Raw genomic sequence first — 15,328 nt, 5'->3', positions numbered from 1 at the left:
AACGCCCTATCGCGCCGTGTGCGCCGACGTCAGCCGCTGCGCCTCCCGATCAGCGGCCTGTGGCGCGACCCCCTGTTTCATTCCGGCCAATTTGGCGTTGATGTTGTCGGCGACGGTGATCGGCGGGTACCCGGGCTGATCTGTGCGCGCACATCCGGGCAGTGTTTCGATGACGGCGTCGAAGTTGCCGTCGAAGAAGAAGGCCGCGGAACGTCGTCGGATGATCCTTCCGTCGACGACGGGCGGGTCGACCCGATGGATGGTCGACAACCAGCGATCATTTGTCCAGCGGGCCATGGCGTCGCCGAGGTTCACGATGAGAGCACCGGGCTCGGGCTGTACGTCGTGCCAGATGCCGTCGCGATCGAGGACCTGCAATCCCGGCACACGGTCGGCCCACAGGACGGTGAGGATGCCGAAGTCGGTGTGTGCGCCCATTCCGGTCAACTCGCCCGCGAGTTCGATCTCGCCTTCGGGCAGCGTGTAGTTGTTCATCTTCAGCGCGTCGATCGAGTGATCGGTGAGCGCGTCGAAGTAGCCGTCCGGAAGGCCCAGCGCTTCGGTGAAGGCACGCAACAGGATTCGTGACACGCCTCGCGCCTGGGAAAACCATTCTTCGACGGCCGGCCGGAAGCTCGTCACCGCGTCGTCGGGCCAGGTGTTGTCGGGATAGCTGGACTCGGGAAGATCCGTTGCCGCATACCAGGATTGCTCCGAGCCGACGGTGAACGCCTCATAGAAGTCGTTCATCTGATTCGCCGCTGCCACACCAAGACTCATGCTCAGCGACTCGCTCTTGGGCGGACTGTAGCCACGGTTGGCACCCGGCCGCGTGTAGTTCTTCTTCACGTCGAGCGGGAGTGCATAGAACGCGTCGAGGGCTTCGGTCAGACCGTCGACGACGCTCTGGGAGATTCCGTGTCCAACGATTTGCATGAATCCGACTGTGGCAGAGGCTTCGTCGAGTTGACGCGCCACCTGTGCTCGTTGTTCTGGCGTGCTCTGCGGGTCGGCGTAGGGCGAGATGTCGATGATGGGAACGGTGAACATGTGAGGAGTTCCTTGTGAGAGTCGGCGGCTAGCGGCGGCGTGCGACGGCGGCGTTGAGCATGCTGAACACCGCGAAGACGGCGATGCCGAACAACGACGCGAGCACGATGGCCGCGATGAGATCGTCGGATTGCAGTCGCGCGCGGTAGACGTCGAGCAGAGTCCCGATGCCCGGTTCGCCCTTCGCGAAGAACATGTCGCCGATGATCGCGCCGACCACCACGAGCCCCGACGCCGTGCGGAATCCGGTCATCATCGCCGGAAGTGCCGCGGGGAACTCGAGTTTCACCAATCGCTGGGTGCGCGAGGCCTTCGACAGCGTGAACAGCTCGTGCATGCCGCGGTCGACGGAGGTGAGCCCGAAGTGGGTGTTGGCGATGATCGGGAAGATCGCGATGATGACACACACGATGGTGCGCGCCACCATGCCGTACCCGAACCACAGACCGATCAGCGGGACGATCGCGAGTACCGGAATGACCTGCAGCACAACGGCCCACGGGTAGATGGCGCGCTCCATCAGGGAGCCGCGGCTCATCAGCACACCGATCGCGATGCCGATGACAGCGGCGAAGAGGAACCCGACGAGGCTCACCTTCGCGGTGACCCAGAGCGCCTCCAGCATTGGGTTGACGTGAGCCTTGTCGAGCAACGAGTTGGTCAACACCTCGTGCGGCGGCGGAAGGAGGAAGCGCCGCTGCGGAGAGAGGATCACCATGCTGACCAGGTACCAGAGCCCGATCGCCGCAGCGAGAGACACCGCGGGCGGTGCGACCATGCGCACCGCTGTGCGCAGCCGCGCTCTCGTCGACGATGTCGTCTTACCGCCTGGCGCGGTTCCCGAGGCCGAGGGGGCAGGCGACGCTGTGGTGACAGCGGGGCCCGCCGTCGAATCTTGTGTCATTGCAGTCGATGTGATGGTCATCAGGCACCTCGGAGTGTTTCGGAGATCGCGGCGACGTACGACGTGAAAGCCGGGTCGAAGCGCACGTCGGGTTGACGGGGATAAGGAAGGTCGATGCGGATGTCCGCGGCGATTCGGCCCGGTCGGGCCGACATCACGATCACCCGGTTGGCGAGGAACACCGCCTCGGGCATCGAATGGGTGATGAACAGCGCGGTGAATCCGCGATCGCCGTACAGCCGCAACAGTTCTGCCTGCATGTCGAGGCGAGTCATCTCGTCGAGCGCACCGAACGGCTCGTCGAGCAACATCACCTCAGGTTCTTTGGTGAGCATGCGCGCCAACGAGACTCGCATCTTCATGCCGCCCGACAGCGTGCGCGGAAGCTGCTTCTCGAAGCCGGCCAGGCCCACGGCGTCGATGGCCGCGGCGGCACGTTCCCGCCGCTCCGAGCGTGACTCACCCGCGATCTCGGCACATAGTTCGACGTTGGCCTGCACAGAACGCCACGGCAGCAATGTGGGTTCCTGGAAGATCACGCCGACCGAATCGGTGGCCAGCGCGACGCTACCGGTTGTCGGCGCCTCCAATCCCGCAGCCATGCGCAGGAGCGTCGATTTGCCACAGCCGGAGGGGCCGACGATCGCGACGAAGTCGCCACGGGCGATGTCGAGGTCGACGTCGGCGAGAGCGATTGTGCCGGAGTCGAACTGCTTGGATACTCCCGACGCCGAGATCATCACACCCTTCGTGAGATGCCTCGCGTCAGTGTCGTTGACGGTGTCGATCAGGTTCATGGGTACATCCATCAGAGCCACGGCACATGAGAGCGCCTACATGTAAGAGTCGGACTTACTTCGCTTTCTGATTGTTGGTTACATGCATTGCGCTCGCGTGTCGTGACGTAAACAGTATGTGACAGAACCGCGGGCTCGAACCCTGTACACGCAGGTGAGGCACCATCAAAGCGCATGTCAGAAGTGGTTTTACGGTGTCAGAACCGTCCATCCGCGCTACATGCACCGGACTCGCGCGATCCGCGGGCAACCCCTACATTTACATGTAATCCACTCCAGGGGCCGGCGTCGTCGGTCTCGTTCACCCTTCCGCAAGAGGAGTTCCACCGTGTCCAAAGCTTCGCCGTCCCACGTCGCCTCGCGACGTCGCAGACTGTCAGTACGCGCAGCCGTCGTAGCGGCAACCGCCTCCGCGTGTGTCGCCGCACTCGCCGGGTGCACCGACTCGTCGTCGACGTCGTCTAGCTCGGCGCAGTCGCTGCCGTCCGCACCGGCCGAATACAACCTCGCGTCCGTCTGCCCGAAAAACGTTGTGGTGCAACTCCAGTGGCAGCCGCAGTCGGATATGGCCGGCGTGATCGGGCTGATGGGCCCCGGATACACCGTCGACGCGAATCAGAAGTCGGCCACCGGCCCGCTCGCCTACGACGGCAAGGACACCGGCGTCGACATCACCCTGCGGGCGGGCGGTCCCGCGATCGGATTCCAGTCGGTGCCCTCGGTGATGCACGCCGACGACAGCATCGACCTCGGACTCGTCCACGGCGACCAGCTCGTCTCAGCTGCCTCGAAGCAGCGGGTCGTAGCACTGACGCCACTACTGCAGTACAACCCGTCGATCCTGATGTGGGACCCGGAAAAGCACCCCGACTGGCGCACCATCGCCGATATCGGCAAGTCCGACGCCACCGTCGTCGTGTCGAAGGAGCAGGTGTTCCCGCAATGGCTGGTTGCCAAGGGGCTACTGAAGCAGAGCCAGCTCGACACCGGATACGACGGCGCGCCAGCGCGATTCGTCGGCGACCCGTCGATCGCGCAGCAGGGCTTCGTGAACTCCGAGCCGTACACCTACGAGCACGAGACCCCGTCGTGGGACAAGCCCGTCGCCTACGCGATGGTCCGCGACGCCGGTTACGACGTCTACGCGTCGAATGTGAGTGTGCGGCCCGACAAGATGGAGAAGCTGACTCCCTGCCTGCAGAAGCTGATCCCGATGATCCAGCAGACCGGCAAGAGTTACGTGAACTCCCCCGACGCGATCAACAAGACCATCACCGATTGGGTTTCGCAGGACGTCTCGTTCAGCACCTACAGCGAGGGCGAGGCGTCGTACTCGGCCAAGATCCTCAAGGAGAAGGGCGTCATCGGCCCGGACGCCGCGGGCGTGTGGGGCGGCATCGACATGGCGAAGGCGCAGGAGTCGATCAATCAGTTGATCCCGGTGCTCAACAACTCCGGATCTGATCTGCCCGCGCAGATCCCCGCGAACGAGCTGTACTCGACCCAGTTCATCGACACCAACGTCAAGTAGGACCGGTGTTCAGCAGAACCGGGTTCAGTAGGACACGGGTTCGGTAGCGACGGTGCGTCGGGCTGGATGTCATTCGCGGTACCGACACTGGGTGCCCCGAATGTCCGGCCCGACGCACTATCCTCTGACCAATGGAATTCCTGCTGATCATCGTCATCGCTCTGCTGGCGATCATCGTCGTCGTGCTCGTGTTCAACGTCTTGAGCAAACGAAAGCGCGAGCAAGCCGAGCGGGACGCGCTGTATTCGCGCACGTACCAGCCGCGTGATCCCTTCTCGACCGCAGACGACGACGCCGTGCGCGGCGATCCTCGCCAGCTCAAACCCGGCGACCTCGTCGAGATCCGCGGAGAGACGTTCGCGGTCCGGGGCGCGCTCAAGCTCTCACAGGACGGCTTCTCGTGGGCCGAGAACTTCCTCGACACCGGTCTGGGCCGGAAGGCCTGGATCTCGGTGGAGGACGATCCGGATCTCGAAGTGGTCCTCTGGCAGGAGCTCAGCGGCGTGACCGTGACCCCCGGACCGGCTTACGTCGATCTCGAAGGTCGGCGGTATACGAACGACGAAGCGGGTTCAGCACAGTTCACGTCGTTCGGTACGACAGGTCTGGCGCAGGTCGGCCGGATGCGCTATCACGACTATGAAGCGGGTGGCGACAGGCTGTCCTTCGAGGATTACGGCAGCGGGTGGGAATGCGCGCGCGGCCAGGTGCTCGATCGTTCGGAGTACCGGATCTACCCGTCGAATCCGGGCCCGGAGCAGCGGTGAGTCCGTTCACCGACCTCGACGTCGCGTTCTCCGACACCCGGGCGGGTCAGCTCGGATTCTCGCTGACCGCCGCGCAGCGTGAGCCGCTCGCAGCGGCAGATCACACGATCGGGGCGTTGACGATCTCCATCCGACTCCTCGGTGCCAGCCACCAGATCGTCATCACTGACGACGCGCACGAACTGTGCGAGACGGTCGCCTGCCTGCCAGACATCACCACCGCACTGCCGGACAGCTTTCAGGCCGACGGCTACGTGTTCTCGTCGCGAGTCATCGAGTGCAGTTCCGCGGCGATGGCCGACCTGCTCCAACAGATCGAATCCGAGGTCGAAGGACATGCGCGCGCCGGGTTGCCCGCACTCCTCGGGCGATTCCCCGGCAACGAGCTCGCGGTGACGGCGGTGACCGCCGACATCGACGACGCCGCGCTCGTCTGGCGCACCTGGCACACCTATCCGCAGGCGGGCGAGGTGGTGGTCACGTCGAGCCGGATCGACCGTGACGCCCTGGCGGTCCGGTCATGACCTATCCGCCGGGAGGCGACGACCCGGGAGGGCAATGGCCTGGCGCCCCGGGTGGCCCGCAAGGACCCGGCTGGTCAGGCGGGCCGCAGGGGAAGGGACAGGGGCAGGCTGATCCGACCCGGAGGCTGCGGCGCATCCGTAACACGATCATCGCGCTCATCGTGATCGTCGCGTTGATCGCGCTCGGCTCGTGCGCGGTCAGCGCATTTCGCGGATCGGGCGGCGGGGACGCCCGGGCGTACGTGACGTCGCACTATCAGCGCGACAGTTCGCTCGACGAGTCCGACGTCGACGCATACATCGCCGACGGTGACCCGTCGACTGTGTCAGCCCAACTCGCGTCGGCCCAGAATCCCACCGACCAGCGCGCGGGCGACACTGCCGGGGCGGGCAACGTCGCAGGTACGCAGTTTCTGCAGTACCCGGGCTACCTGATCGGCCTTTTCCCTTATGCCGCAGACAAAACCAAGGTGATGGTCAGCCGCGACTACCGGTCGGGCTACAACCACTATCACAGCTACGTCGGCGGCTATTGGGTCCCGACGCCCGACTTCTCCGGGTCGGGAAGCTCCAACCGCGGTGGTGGCATTGGAACCGGAAAGTAAGACATCGGGGCGCAGTTTGTGCCAGCACACGGAAGTCCGACCAGAGCAAGCATCAGACACGGGAGTACACACATGATCTCGGCCGACGCGATTCTCACCAACACCTACTACGCCGCCGCCTACGCGGGTGTCGGGGTCTTGCTGATGCTGATCTCTTTCGCGGTCATCGACGCGTTGACGCCCGGCAACCTGCGTCATCAGCTGTGGATCGACCGCAACCGCAATGCGGGAATCCTCGTCGGCTCCAATCTGATTGCCGTCGCGATCATCGTCACCGCTGCGATTGCAGCGAGCGAGGGACGCCTCGCAGTCGGGTTGACATACACCGTCATCTACACGCTGATCGGTCTGGCGGTGATGTGCGCGACGTTCTTCGTCATCGACCTGTTCACCCCGGGCAAGCTCGGTGAGATCGTCATCGGGGCAGAAAGCCATCCCGCGGTGTGGGTCCACGGCATCTCGCACGTCGGCATCGCAGTGATCATCGCCGCTGCCATACTGTGACACTGCTGGCCGAACACACCGCTCCCCGATCACGGTTCGCCCGTGTCGGATTGCTCGCCGTCGTATTCGTCTGCGCGGCATGCGGGCTCGTGTACGAGTTGGCGCTGGTGTCACTCGGCTCGTATCTGATCGGCAACACAGCAACACAGGCGTCGATCGTCTTGGCGGTCATGGTGTTCGCGATGGGCATCGGCTCGCTGGCAGCCAAACCGCTACAGCGCCACGCGGTCACGGCTTTCGCAGCCATCGAGCTCGCGCTCGCACTGCTCGGCGGGTTGTCGGTGCTGGCGCTGTACGCGGCGTTCGCATATCTGTCGTTGTATACCCAGGCCCTCGTGGTGGTCGCTTTCGTGTTGGGTCTGCTCATCGGCGCGGAGATTCCGTTGCTGATGGTGCTGCTACAACGTATTCGCAAGCAGGAGGCGGGTTCTGCGGTCGCCGACCTGTTCGCCGCCGACTACATCGGAGCACTCATCGGCGGTCTGTGCTTTCCGTTCGTCCTGCTACCCGTGTTCGGACAGTTGCGCGGCGCAATCGTCGTCGGCCTCGTCAACGCCATCGCCGGCTGTTTCCTGGTCTTCGTGATGTTCCGAAAGTCGCTGACGCGCACCGGGTTCGCAGTGCTGAGCGCGGCCGCCATCGCGGTGATCGCCGTGTTGGTGGCCGCGCTGCTCTACGCCGACCGTTTCGAGGTCACCGCGCGTCAAGCTCTGTATCGGGACCCGATCGTCGCCGCCGAACGCACGCAATATCAGGACATCGTGATCACAGAGCGACGTATCGGCTCGGGGGGCCGCGATACGCGGCTGTATCTGAACGGCGACCTGCAATTCGCATCGAGCGATGAATACCGTTATCACGAAGCACTCGTCCATCCAGCGATGGCCGACGCGGTGGCCCGCAGCAGCGACGGCGGGTCGACTCCGGCGTCGGTGCTCGTGCTCGGTGGTGGCGACGGACTCGCCCTACGAGAAGTGTTGCGCTACCCCGGTGTTCGGCCGACCCTCGTCGAACTCGATCCCGCGATGATCCAGCTCGCACGCACCGATCCTCGACTGCTCGGGTTGAACCGGAACTCCATGAACGATCCACGTGCACGCGTCGTCACCGCAGACGCCTTCACGTGGTTGCGGCAGCAGCACGAGCAGTACGACGTGATCATCGTCGACATGCCCGACGCGGACGAATCAGCAACGGCCAAGCTGTATTCGACGGAGTTCTACTCACTCGCGAAGGCTCATTCCGCACCGGGAGGTCGGGTCGTCGTGCAGTCAGGCTCGCCGTATTTCGCTCCGAAATCGTACTGGTGCATCGGGTCGACGCTGCGTTCTGCCGGGCTGGCCATAACGCCGTACCACGTCGACGTCCCGTCGTTCGGCGACTGGGGATTCTTTCTCGCCGACCAGGGCGCACCACCGGAGCTTCACCTGCGCGCACCGGGGCCGATGCGCTTCCTCAGCGAATCCGAGCTGTCGGCGGCCGCTGTCTTTCCGCTCGACCGGCAACCACTCGACATGCCGCCGTCGACGCTGATGGACCCGCGCATTCTGCGCTACGCGCAGGGCGAGTGGGCGACATACTGATTGGCGCGCGGGGGTGGCTACCGCGGGTCGACGAAGATGTCGTACTCGATCGGCTCCTGTCCGCCGTAGATCGAGAAGTCGGTGACGCCGTCCTCGGCCAGCACCTCGACGTCGAGGTAGCACCGCCCCGTCTGCGAGGGGTCCTTGGAGAGCACGGCGACAGCGGCGTCGGCCATGATCTGTGGCGATCGGGAGTGCGCGACGGCCTCGTCACCACCGAGCAGGTTGCGGACCGCGGCGGTCGCGATCGTCGACTCCGGCCACAGGCAGTTGCTCGCGACGGCGGAGTCGGCATACTCGGCGGCGAAACCCATTGCCGCAAGCGTCATTCCGTACTTGGCCAGCATGTAGCCCGGGTGCTTGCCGAGCCACTCGGTGCTCATGTTGAGCGGGGGCGACAGCGTGAGCACGTGCGCGCTCGGCGACTTCCTCAGGTAGGGAAGGCATTTCTGGGTGAGCAGGAATGTCCCACGGACGTTGACCTGCTGCATGAGGTCGAAGCGTGAGATCGGCAGTTCTTCGGTTGCCGTGAGGTTCAGGACGCTGGCGTTGTTGATGCAGATATCGACGCCGCCGTAGGTGTCGACCGCCGTCTGCACGGCACGCGCGACGTCGTCTTCATTGCGCAAATCGCCGACGACGCCCGTCGCCTTGCCACCTGCCGCCTCGATCTCCTCGACGGCGGTGTGGATGGTGCCGGGGAGCTTCGGGTGCGGCGCGTCGGTCTTGGCCAGCAGCACGATGTTGGCCCCTCGTGCTCCGAGTGCGGTCGCGATCGCAAGACCGATACCGCGGCTACCGCCTGAGATGACGGCGGTGCGCCCCTCGAAAGTCTGATCGGATGTTGACGACATTCCTGTGGCCACTGTGGCCCCTCTCCTGTGTGTCGATTCCGTGGCATCGTTTGGCCGGCGCCGACTGCGCACTGCCATCTGTGCGCTGTCCACTACGAAATCAGTTGTGCGCCTGCCACAATCGGCATCGTCCACGTGCGGATGTGTATCTGAGTGCTCCTGCAAGGAGATTTACACATCCGCAAGGGAAGGTCAAGACCGAGCGATCGGTCGGGAGGCTGCGGCGGCGCACGGTCGACGGTTTGGAGCGCCCAGTCGACGGTTTGGAGCGCCCAGTCGACGGTCTCGGGCGCTCGGCGGCTCACCAGCTTGCCGCCGCCACCCGTCGAAAGTTGCCGCCGAGCACTGCTGCGATGTCGGAGTCGCCCCAGCCCCGCCGCGAGAGATGCGCCCCCAGGGTGATGAACACCTCGGGAGCCATCCACTGGATCGGGCCCCAACGGGTGTACGAGTCGTCGAAGGAGTCGGGGTGGTCGCGGATCTCCGCGAGGAAGTCGGCGGCGTCGAATGAATGGTCGGTGCTGACACCGACGTGGTCGATGCCGACGAGGTCGACGGCGTACTCGAGGTGTCGGGTCATCGCTTCGAGGGTCGGCGTATTGGGGCCGAGGAAGATTCCGACGCCGGTGATACCGACGACACCACCGGTGCGGGCACATTCGCGTGCCTGATCGTCGGTGATGTTGCGCGGATGGTCCCAGACCGCGCGCATGCACGAGTGGCTGTAGATCACCGGCTTGGTCGACACCTCGCACAGGTCGAGGCCGGTACGGACACTGCAGTGCGAACCGTCGGGAACCATTCCGGCAGAGTTCATTTCGGCCACCAGTCGCCGCCCCCACGCGGTGAGTCCGGTGTCCGTGGCGTCCAGACAACCGCAACCCGCGGCGTTGGCGTGGTTGTAGGTGGGCAGCATGGTGCGCACGCCGAGTTCGACGAAGCGGTGGACGTTGTCGAGATCGAAGCCGACGGCGATCTGCCCGCGTTCACCTGCGGCGTCGATCTCGTCGAGCGATGCGACAACCGTCAGGTCACTGCGGCGCGAGATGGCAGAACGAAAGTGCGCCAACAGGTTTGTCGAGTCGGCATGGGTCTGCGGCGCGTAGCCGACGTTCACCGAGACATACGTCGGGCCCGGCCGCGAGAACCTGGTCAGGTAGCCGACGTCGGCGTCGGGTTGCAGCGGCAGACACGCGTGCTGGTCCCACAGCGGTGTCATCGCGACTCCTCTCGCGCCTGGTTGACTCTCGGATCACTCGCCTTGCCACGAAGTCCGACGTACTCCCTCGACACAGACGCCCGTTTCGGCCACACATCGCTCGCGTGCTCGCAAGAATGGTCGCATGACAAGTGCTGCCCCCACCGACGCCGACGTTGAGGCCGACGTCTGATGTCCGACGGTGTGGCCGTACTGATCGCGGTGCTCATCATTGCCGCCGTCGCGATGATCGCGGTGCTGCTCCGAACGCGCCGCGTCGTGGCGACACCCACCGAACGCGCCGTGCACTCCACGCTGAACACAGCGTCGAGGGCCGCTCGTCCGTTGCGGCGGGGTCTGACAACCGAATCGGCACAGCAGGCGCTCGCCCCGCTGCGAACCCTCACCGCCACCGATGCGATTGCCCTGTACGACGCGGACGGCACACGGCTGGCCCACGACGAGCCACATACGTGGGACGAACGACTGCTGGGCCGGGCCGACGACATCGCCGCGACCGCGGGTGAAGAACTGCGACACGTGTTGCTCCGCGATCCTGTCGGAGTCGACGCGCGGATACGCGCTCTCATCGCCCAGCCGCTCGTGGTGGACGACGTCGCGGTCGGTGTACTCGTCGTCGCCTCTGTCCGGCTGCCGGGCCCGGGCATGCTGAGCGCGATCTCGGAGGTCGCGCGCTACGCGTCCAGCCAGCTCGAACTGGCCGACCTCGACGCGTCCCGAGCTCGTCTCGACCGCGCCGAGGTTCTCGCTCTACGCGCACAGATCAGTCCGCATTTCATCTACAACGCGTTGAGCACCATCGCGTCGTTCGTACGCACCGATCCGGACCGCGCACGCGAGCTCATCCTCGACTTCGCCGACTTCACCCGCTATTCCTTCCGCGCCGCGGGCGAGTACACGGTGCTGGCCGACGAACTGCGCAACATCGACCGCTATCTCACGCTCGAGCGTGCCCGATTCGGCTCAGCGCTCGACGTGCGGCTGCAGGTCGCCCCGGAGGTGCTCGGAGTGGTGCTTCCCTTCCTCGCCCTCCAACCACTGGTGGAGAACGCGGTGCGGCACGGCGTCGCGGCGCGGGGCGGCGGAACGATCTCGATCACCGCGCGCGACGAGGGCACCGACTGCGTCATCGCCGTCGAGGACGACGGTGTGGGGATGGACCCGGAGTTGCTGCGCTCCGGAGACATCGACGCACTCGACGCGACGTCGACCGAACCCACGGAGGAGACGTCGGGCGCACGGGTGGGGCTGACCAACGTCGACCATCGCCTGCGGGCCGCGTTCGGCAACAACTACGGTCTAGTGGTCGAGACAGGTGTGGGTGCCGGCACGAAGGTCACCATGCGGGTGCCGAAGTTTCGCGCAGGTGTGCGTGTGGAGCAGTCGCCTACGCACCCAGCAGCGCCGACGCACCCAGCAACGCCGACGCAGGAGGCGAACCCGCGATGACCCTGACCGTTCTTGCCGTCGACGACGAACCTCCGGCGCTCGACGAGCTGGTGTACCTGCTCGAACGGCGATCCGACGTCGGCGAGGTGATCCGCGCGGGTGACGCCACCGCCGCCCTTCGCGAACTCGCCGAGAACTCGGTGGAGGCGATCTTTCTCGACATCAATATGCCTGGGCTCTCCGGAATCGAACTGGCCCGTGTGCTCGGCAACTACTCCGATCCGCCGTCGATCGTGTTCGTCACCGCACACGAGGATCGTGCGGTGGATGCGTTCGACGTCGGCGCCGTCGACTATCTGTTGAAGCCGCTGCGCGAGGATCGGCTCGGGCAGGCCGTCGAACGTGCGGTTGCCGCCCGGTCTGCGGCCGGTGGAGATTCACGTCAGGACGTCGGCGACGATGTGATCCCCGTGGAGCTGTCTGGGGTGACGTCGTTGGTGAGGCGTGATTCGATCTCCTGGGTCGAGGCCGTCGGCGACTACGCCCGGCTGCATTCGGACTCGGGCGCGCACCTGGTGCGCATACCGCTTTCTACGCTCGAATCCCGTTGGCGGGAGCACGGATTCAGCCGCGTGCACCGTTCGTACCTGGTGTATCTGCCGATGGTCAGCGGAATGCGCACCAGCGGGTCCCAGACCCTCGTCTGTGTACGGGCAAACGGCACGTCGCCCGCGGTGGAACTGCCGGTGAGTCGACGTCAATCCCGGGAGTTGAAGGAGCGCCTCGTCCACGATCCACTGCGCGCCTACCGGACGCCGTCCGGCGACGACACATGAGCGAGCCGTCGACTCCTCGCCGTGAGCGCGTGGTACTCGCACAGAGACGGGGTGCACGGCGAGTCCGCACGCGCGTCGAGGTGCGAGAGCAGACCGAGGTCGGCGACGCTTTGGTGCGGGGCCTGATGCGCGCCCAGCTCGGTCTGGCGCTTCGGCTCGGCGTCACGACGGCTCTGCTGATTGCCTCCATTCCGTTGCTGGGCACCGTGTTTCCCACATTGGGCGAGGCTACGATTGCCGGCATCCGGCTGAACTGGCTGGTTCTCGGCGTGCTGATCTATCCCCTGCTCTACCTGGTCGGCCGGGTGTACGTGCGGATCGCCGAGCAGGCTGAGGACGACTTCCTCGGACTCATCGAGGAGGACACCGACGCGGGCGTCGAAGATGTGACCGACGCTGGCGTCGAGAATGTGACCGACGCGGGCGTCGAGGATGGCCAGAGCCCATGACCGACTACGGCATTCGCATCGTCACCGCGGCGGCGCTGCTCCTCGCTGCGCTCGCGACGGTGGCGGTCGGCGTCTACGGTGGCAGGAGGTCGCGCACGACCTCCGACTTCCTTGTCGCCTCGCGCGCGGTCAGTTCGCGGCGCAACGCAACGGCGATCTCAGGCGAATACCTTTCTGCGGCATCGTTTCTCGGAGCGGCGGGGTTGGTCGCCAAGTACGGCGCCGATGCGCTGTGGTACCCGGTCGGCTTCACCGCGGGATACCTCGGCCTGTTGATGTTCGTTGCGGCACCGCTGCGCCGATCCGGTGCGTACACGGTGCCCGATTTCGCGGAGTTCAGACTCGGTTCGCGAGCGGCACGCCAGACCGCGATGGTTGTCGTCGTCGTGGTCTGCCTGATGTATCTGATTCCCCAGCTCCAAGGCGCGGGACTGACTTTGAACATCCTGCTCGGCGCACCCGTGTGGGTGGGGGTGGTTCTCGTCGGAGCGATCGTCGTCGTGAACGTGGTGGGCGGCGGCATGCGGTCGATCACCTTCGTCCAGGCGTTTCAGTACTGGCTCAAGCTGACGGCCATCGGAATTCCGACGATTGCGCTTCTCGTGGTGTTCTTCGCCGATCGGCCCGCACTGGGCGAACCCGCACCCCCTCGAGTGTCCGAAGCGACGACGGTCGACGTCACCACGGATGTGGTTGTGGCAGTACCGGAAACCGACGGTGTTGAGGTGACAGGCGTCATCGACGGCCAGCCCGTCAACGACGCACCGTTCGCGTCGGCGGGTGAACACACCGTTGCGGCGGGGAGCACGATCCACCTGCGCGCGGGAGCAGCGACGCCCGTTGTGGCGGGCGCACCGTCGACAGGCCAGAGATGGCTCGCGTCCGGCGGCGGATTCGGTGGCCCGCACGCACTTTTCGCCGTCTTCTCGCTGATCGTCGCGACATTCCTCGGAGTGATGGGGCTGCCGCACGTGCTGGTGCGCTTCTACACCAATCCGGATGGACGCTCGGCGCGTCGAACCGCGGTGACCGTCATCGTCCTGCTCGCCGTGTTCTACCTCTTCCCCCTGCTCCTCGGCGTGCTTGCCCGGGTGTACGTCCCCCAACTCCTCATCACCGGAACCGCCGACGCCGCGGTGCTGTTGCTCCCGAGCGCAGCGGTCGGAGGCATTCTCGGCGAACTGTTCGCCGCGCTGGTCGCGGCGGGCGCCATCGCGGCGTTCCTCGCTACGTCGTCCGGTCTGCTCATCAGCGTTGCAGGGGCCCTGTCGACCGACGTGCTGCCGGGTCGGGTCCGCGACTTTCGACTGGCAGCCGCGATCGGTGGTGCACTCGCGATCGTCATCTCGTTCGCCGCGTCAGATCTCGAACTGTCGCGGACAGTCGGGTTCGTCTTCGCCATCGCCGCGTCGACGCTGTGTCCGCTTCTCGTACTCGGAATCTGGTGGCGCGGGTTGACGCCCGCGGGCGCCATCGCCGGCCTTGCCGTTGGCGGGCTGTCGTCGGGTATCGCGACGTCACTGGCGATCGCGGACGTCGTGGACGACGAGGTCGGCAACGGCTGGCCGTCGGCGATCATCGGCTACCCAGCCGCTGTCACCGTTCCACTCGCCTTCGTGACCATGATCTGCGTGAGCGCGATGACCCAACGCCACAGGGTCGCCGATGTGTCGCAGATCTTCGCGCGGATGCATGTGCCGGAACGGCTCGGCCTGAGCGTCGAACGGGTGCCAGAGGAGCCATGACGCCGCAGCGACAAGGTTGTACGAGCATGTGATGACGCCCAGAGGCCAACCGTTCGTCGGCGCGCAACGACCGCTCGGCGCACGATTCGCGGGCTTCATCGTGTGACCTGCGACACCTCTTGTGAGTGATCTCCGTCTCTTCGAGAGTTGACGGGTATCCACATCACACGAGTTCTTTCGGAGGCACGGTGTCAACCACAGAGCACGTACCCGAAGCGCATTCCGCGCCGACGGGACAACAGTTCATCGACATGCAGCGCAGTGACCAGTTTCAGGATCTTCGTACGACGTTGCGCCGGTTCGTCTTTCCGATGACTGCGTTCTTTCTCATCTGGTACGGCCTCTACGTGGCCCTCGGCGCCTTCGCGCACGACTTCATGGCCACGCCGGTCTGGGGCAACATCAACGTCGGGCTGATTCTGGGTCTGCTGCAGTTCGTCTCGACCTTCGTCATCACCGGGGCCTACGTGCGGTTTGCCAATCGTGAGCTCGACCCCAGGGCGGCCGCTCTCCGCGAGGAAATGGACACGGAGTGCGCGGCCACCGGCCAGGGCGCCGATGCCACACAGAG

Annotated in this window: 15 protein-coding genes and 1 pseudogene; 11 read left to right on the top strand and 5 right to left on the bottom strand. The window is 65.3% G+C overall.

Going from position 1 to position 15,328, the window contains the following annotated elements; all coding sequences use genetic code 11:
* Positions 1 to 6: 6 nt before the first annotated feature.
* The 3 genes from ABW18_RS03260 to ABW18_RS03250 are packed head-to-tail and all read right to left on the bottom strand — an operon-like array spanning position 7 to position 2,751.
* Complete coding sequence (locus ABW18_RS03260; RefSeq protein WP_049697603.1) at positions 7 to 1,050, bottom strand: isopenicillin N synthase family dioxygenase; 1,044 nt, start codon at positions 1,048 to 1,050, stop codon at positions 7 to 9.
* A gap of 28 nt (positions 1,051 to 1,078) precedes the next feature.
* On the bottom strand, positions 1,079 to 1,975 hold the full coding sequence (locus ABW18_RS03255; protein WP_049697602.1) for an ABC transporter permease: 897 nt from the start codon (positions 1,973 to 1,975) through the stop codon (positions 1,079 to 1,081).
* Positions 1,975 to 2,751, bottom strand: coding sequence for an ABC transporter ATP-binding protein (locus ABW18_RS03250; RefSeq protein ID WP_049697601.1), 777 nt, complete (start codon positions 2,749 to 2,751; stop codon positions 1,975 to 1,977). The genes ABW18_RS03255 and ABW18_RS03250 overlap by 1 nt, the downstream gene beginning before the upstream one ends.
* A gap of 328 nt (positions 2,752 to 3,079) precedes the next feature.
* Here ABW18_RS03250 and ABW18_RS03245 point away from each other — a divergent pair, with 328 nt between their 5' ends.
* The 6 genes from ABW18_RS03245 to ABW18_RS03220 all read left to right on the top strand — a co-directional run bounded on the left by ABW18_RS03245 (position 3,080) and on the right by ABW18_RS03220 (position 8,265).
* The gene (locus ABW18_RS03245) at positions 3,080 to 4,282 is read left to right on the top strand and encodes a hypothetical protein (RefSeq protein ID WP_049697600.1); all 1,203 of its coding nucleotides are present in this window, start codon (positions 3,080 to 3,082) and stop codon (positions 4,280 to 4,282) included.
* A gap of 131 nt (positions 4,283 to 4,413) precedes the next feature.
* A complete protein-coding gene (locus ABW18_RS03240; protein WP_049697599.1) occupies positions 4,414 to 5,049 on the top strand; it encodes a DUF4178 domain-containing protein in 636 nt (211 codons plus the stop codon).
* Positions 5,046 to 5,573, top strand: a complete 528-nt coding sequence (locus tag ABW18_RS03235) for a DUF2617 family protein (RefSeq protein WP_049697598.1) — start codon at positions 5,046 to 5,048, stop codon at positions 5,571 to 5,573. The genes ABW18_RS03240 and ABW18_RS03235 overlap by 4 nt, the downstream gene beginning before the upstream one ends.
* The gene (locus tag ABW18_RS03230) at positions 5,570 to 6,178 is read left to right on the top strand and encodes a DUF4247 domain-containing protein (RefSeq protein ID WP_083444297.1); all 609 of its coding nucleotides are present in this window, start codon (positions 5,570 to 5,572) and stop codon (positions 6,176 to 6,178) included. Before ABW18_RS03235 ends, ABW18_RS03230 begins: the two co-directional genes overlap by 4 nt.
* A 72-nt stretch (positions 6,179 to 6,250) precedes the next feature.
* On the top strand, positions 6,251 to 6,682 hold the full coding sequence (locus ABW18_RS03225) for a DUF350 domain-containing protein (RefSeq protein WP_152929994.1): 432 nt from the start codon (positions 6,251 to 6,253) through the stop codon (positions 6,680 to 6,682).
* Positions 6,679 to 8,265, top strand: a complete 1,587-nt coding sequence (locus ABW18_RS03220) for a polyamine aminopropyltransferase (protein WP_049697597.1) — start codon at positions 6,679 to 6,681, stop codon at positions 8,263 to 8,265. The genes ABW18_RS03225 and ABW18_RS03220 overlap by 4 nt, the downstream gene beginning before the upstream one ends.
* A 17-nt stretch (positions 8,266 to 8,282) precedes the next feature.
* On the opposite strand, the gene ABW18_RS03215 is transcribed toward ABW18_RS03220, so the two are convergent.
* Together ABW18_RS03215 and ABW18_RS03210 are read right to left on the bottom strand one after the other, a co-directional pair.
* The gene (locus ABW18_RS03215; RefSeq protein ID WP_049697596.1) at positions 8,283 to 9,119 is read right to left on the bottom strand and encodes an SDR family oxidoreductase; all 837 of its coding nucleotides are present in this window, start codon (positions 9,117 to 9,119) and stop codon (positions 8,283 to 8,285) included.
* 301 nt (positions 9,120 to 9,420) lie between these two features.
* Entirely contained in the window at positions 9,421 to 10,338 is a 918-nt protein-coding gene (locus ABW18_RS03210; protein ID WP_049697595.1) for a dipeptidase, read from the bottom strand.
* 171 nt (positions 10,339 to 10,509) lie between these two features.
* On the opposite strand from ABW18_RS03210, the gene ABW18_RS03205 reads away from it, so the two are divergent.
* From ABW18_RS03205 to ABW18_RS03185, 5 genes and pseudogenes are all read left to right on the top strand, one after another.
* Positions 10,510 to 11,787, top strand: coding sequence for a sensor histidine kinase (locus ABW18_RS03205; protein WP_049697594.1), 1,278 nt, complete (start codon positions 10,510 to 10,512; stop codon positions 11,785 to 11,787).
* The gene (locus ABW18_RS03200; RefSeq protein WP_049697593.1) at positions 11,784 to 12,563 is read left to right on the top strand and encodes a LytR/AlgR family response regulator transcription factor; all 780 of its coding nucleotides are present in this window, start codon (positions 11,784 to 11,786) and stop codon (positions 12,561 to 12,563) included. The genes ABW18_RS03205 and ABW18_RS03200 overlap by 4 nt, the downstream gene beginning before the upstream one ends.
* Positions 12,560 to 13,012 carry a membrane protein gene (locus ABW18_RS03195; protein ID WP_049697592.1) on the top strand — a complete coding sequence of 151 codons (453 nt, stop codon included), beginning with the start codon at positions 12,560 to 12,562 and terminating at the stop codon, positions 13,010 to 13,012. The genes ABW18_RS03200 and ABW18_RS03195 overlap by 4 nt, the downstream gene beginning before the upstream one ends.
* On the top strand, positions 13,009 to 14,757 hold the full coding sequence (locus tag ABW18_RS03190) for a sodium/solute symporter (protein WP_049697591.1): 1,749 nt from the start codon (positions 13,009 to 13,011) through the stop codon (positions 14,755 to 14,757). Before ABW18_RS03195 ends, ABW18_RS03190 begins: the two co-directional genes overlap by 4 nt.
* Before the next feature lie 251 nt (positions 14,758 to 15,008).
* Positions 15,009 to 15,284, top strand: a pseudogene (locus ABW18_RS03185) (DUF485 domain-containing protein); the annotation flags it as partial.
* Positions 15,285 to 15,328: the final 44 nt, after the last annotated feature.

The sequence above is a fragment of the Gordonia jacobaea genome, assembly GCF_001186365.1.
Taxonomy (GTDB): Bacteria; Actinomycetota; Actinomycetes; order Mycobacteriales; family Mycobacteriaceae; genus Gordonia; species Gordonia jacobaea.
This window is presented reverse-complemented; position numbering and strand designations above follow the sequence as displayed.

Coding starts and splice junctions, on each gene's coding strand:
- ABW18_RS03260 (WP_049697603.1), bottom strand. CDS start 1,050: ATGTTCACCGTTCCCATCATCGACATCTCGCCCTACGCCGACCCGCAG.
- ABW18_RS03255 (WP_049697602.1), bottom strand. CDS start 1,975: ATGACCATCACATCGACTGCAATGACACAAGATTCGACGGCGGGCCCC.
- ABW18_RS03250 (WP_049697601.1), bottom strand. CDS start 2,751: ATGAACCTGATCGACACCGTCAACGACACTGACGCGAGGCATCTCACG.
- ABW18_RS03240 (WP_049697599.1), top strand. CDS start 4,414: ATGGAATTCCTGCTGATCATCGTCATCGCTCTGCTGGCGATCATCGTC.
- ABW18_RS03230 (WP_083444297.1), top strand. CDS start 5,570: ATGACCTATCCGCCGGGAGGCGACGACCCGGGAGGGCAATGGCCTGGC.
- ABW18_RS03225 (WP_152929994.1), top strand. CDS start 6,251: ATGATCTCGGCCGACGCGATTCTCACCAACACCTACTACGCCGCCGCC.
- ABW18_RS03215 (WP_049697596.1), bottom strand. CDS start 9,119: ATGTCGTCAACATCCGATCAGACTTTCGAGGGGCGCACCGCCGTCATC.
- ABW18_RS03210 (WP_049697595.1), bottom strand. CDS start 10,338: ATGACACCGCTGTGGGACCAGCACGCGTGTCTGCCGCTGCAACCCGAC.
- ABW18_RS03205 (WP_049697594.1), top strand. CDS start 10,510: ATGTCCGACGGTGTGGCCGTACTGATCGCGGTGCTCATCATTGCCGCC.
- ABW18_RS03200 (WP_049697593.1), top strand. CDS start 11,784: ATGACCCTGACCGTTCTTGCCGTCGACGACGAACCTCCGGCGCTCGAC.
- ABW18_RS03195 (WP_049697592.1), top strand. CDS start 12,560: ATGAGCGAGCCGTCGACTCCTCGCCGTGAGCGCGTGGTACTCGCACAG.
- ABW18_RS03190 (WP_049697591.1), top strand. CDS start 13,009: ATGACCGACTACGGCATTCGCATCGTCACCGCGGCGGCGCTGCTCCTC.